The sequence below is a fragment of the uncultured Chitinophaga sp. genome (assembly GCF_937874145.1).
Lineage (GTDB): Bacteria > Bacteroidota > Bacteroidia > Chitinophagales > Chitinophagaceae > Chitinophaga.
On the sequence record NZ_CALNBI010000125.1, the window covers coordinates 1 to 2,672 of the forward strand.

Genomic DNA, 2,672 nt, shown 5'->3' on the forward strand with positions numbered 1-2,672 from the left:
CTGCATCCATACGGAAGCGGTTCCGGGCCCACCGTTAAAGGAGAACACCAACGGCCGCGGGCCCTGGTCGGCCACGCCCGTACGTTCAAAATACGTATAAAACACGCCGGCGATGGTCTTCCCTTCGTCGTCCCAAACGGGCAGCGTACCGGCGGTCACCTTGTAAGACACGCGCTGGCCTTTGATGGTGACTTCATGGTTCGTGGTCACCGAGGCGTCGATCTTGAGCGTACGCTCCGTAGCGCCGGGGCCGGTGGTCAGGTCGGGTTCGGAAGGCGTTTTTTGTGCGAAGGCGGCAGAGCAGCAAAGCAGGCAGGCTGCGGCAAAGGTTGATTTCATATGTTAACAAAGAGCGATTTATTCCCCAATATGGGAAATAAATCGCTCTTTGCCGCATCAAAGGGATAAAAGGCGCATTATTTCGCCTGTGCGGTCATGAACGTCCATTTTATTTTGGGCGCGTAGCCGAAGGGCTTGCCTGCAGCCGGCTTCTCCATCGAGCCTTTGCCGTTGGCGGCTTTGAGGAGCACCCGGGAGTACTGTCCCCGCTCGAAATCGAAGGTATTTCCGTCATCGTCGTACAGCGGGAAGTTTCCGGGAGCACTGCCGTATACCCGCACTTCCAGCGGTAGGACTTCCCCGGGTTTCGGGGCTTGCCTGCGCGGGGGGATCATGGGGATGAGACCGCCATCGCGCACGAAAAGCGGAATGCGGTCGAGGCGCGCTTTTACCGTGATCACGCCATCTTCCCCGGCCAGTTCGCCGGTATAGAAATCATACCATTTGCCTGCCGGGAGGTACACTTTCCGGCTGGAGTCGCCCGCGAAGAAGGGCGCCACGATCATATTGTCTCCCATCATATATTGATCCTTCAGCTCCGAACGGGTTTTAGCCTCGTAGGGATTGAGCGTGGCGTCGAGTTTGCCGCCGCTCAGCTGCGGGGTGAAGGCAAAGCCGTCGATCAGGTTCATGGAACGGAAAGGCGGCTTTCCTTCGAACCGGTATTGCGCGAAAGTGGAATAGATGTAAGGCAGCAACTGCATGCGGAGCATGGCCACTTCCTGTACGGCGGTTTCCACTTCGGGGAACGACCAGGGCTTGGTGCCGTCGGCCCAGGCGTTGAGCATGGCCATGGGCGAAAAGCAAACGGACTGCATCCTTCTCACCCACTCTTCCGCGGATTTGGAAGCGCGCACTTCCGGCGTCCAGAGCACGCCGATGAAACTGCTGTTGACCAGCGCCGTGATGAAATCGGGATGGGAATAATAATCGTTGTAGATGACGTACGGGAAGCGGCTGGCGCCCGCATTGGAAGCGCGCACCAGTCCATAGGTCCGCTGGTTCTGTTCGCGGAACCATTCGTCGGTCATCTGCTGCATGGCGATACCGTAAACCTGGCGCATCTGTTCTGCCGAAGTACCCGAGGGGAAGGTGGCCACATCGGGCCATAGCCATTTGTCGTAACCGTCGTTTTCGTCCATTTTGTAACCGCTCACGCCCAGGGCGATATGATTTTTCAGGAAGTGCTCGCGGAAAAGCGCTTTGGCCTTCGGCAGCGTGAAATCCGCCACGAGCCCGTTCCATACGGTATGACTGCCCGACAGTGGTTTGAGTGGCGCGTACAGGCTGCTTTTGGGGGAAACGTAAGGATTTATCCAGAGATTGGCTTTCACGCCCATGGCTGCCAGGTTGTTAATGAAGCCCTGCGGATCGGGGAAGCGGTTGGGATCCCATTCGAAAGTGCAGGGATAGGACATGGAATGCCAGCCCGGTTCCACGCCGATAAAATCCAGGGGGAAATTATGCGCTTCGAATTCCTTCGCTTCGCGGATGATGTCCTGCTGGCTGTACAGGGTGGGCACGCGCTGCGTGAAACCCAGTCCCCATTTAGGCGGCAGGTAACCGCCGCCGTTGAAGAGATTGTAACGCTGTACGGCATGCATGGCCGTGGGACCGGCGAAGATGTATACCTCCGCTCCTGCCGCGGGCACCAGCATTTCCACGGCGTCCGAATAGGGTTGTGATTCCCATTGCTTGTTGCCGTTGGGCGGATTTTTCGTATCGGTGCGCACGGCGGTGCCGGCGTAAACCGTGATATACCGCGCGGCGTCCACCAATACGCCGTATCCGCGGGAAGAGATATACAGGGGTACGGGCGCGTGGGTGCGGCCATCGTCTTTCCCGCCGTAGTGGTCCATATGCAGCTGGCTCACGCGGCCGCGCTGGTTCACGGTTTTGAAGTTGAGACCGAGCCCGAAGAGCTGTTCGTTCCTTTCCAGGGGAAAACGCAGGTACACTTTCCCGTCGGCCAGCTTCATGGAGATGTCGTCAGGGTCGAGGGGAAATGTGGAGGAAGGGAGCTTCCCGAGCGCGGCGCTGTCGGGCCTGGCGGCGGCGATGTTCAGCAGGGTAATTTTCTCGGGCGTGCCCGCGGTGCCTTTCCAGACGCCGGGCATCACTTCGCGCCATTGCAGTTGGGCGCTGAGGGAGGTGTGCAGGCATAGCAGGGCACACAGCAGCAGCAATGAAAATCTGATGTTCATAATCGTGGTAATTGGACGAGAAGATAGCCAGATAATCCGGGTTTGCCGCGTGCCGGTGAAGATTCAGCCAGAGACGGTGAAAATAACAGTTATCGTTTTACCGTGGTGGAGTTGACGGGTGCTTCCTGC

Annotated in this window: 1 protein-coding gene and 1 pseudogene; both read right to left on the reverse strand. The window is 58.1% G+C overall.

The genetic code is table 11. From position 1 onward, the window contains the following. Window positions 1-339: pseudogene (locus tag Q0510_RS05695) on the reverse strand (carboxypeptidase); the annotation flags it as partial. A gap of 77 nt (window positions 340-416) precedes the next feature. Continuing rightward, window positions 417-2,543 (reverse strand): TIM-barrel domain-containing protein, encoded by a 2,127-nt coding sequence (locus tag Q0510_RS05700; RefSeq protein WP_298709054.1) that lies wholly within the window; start codon window positions 2,541-2,543, stop codon window positions 417-419. Window positions 2,544-2,672 lie beyond the last annotated feature (129 nt).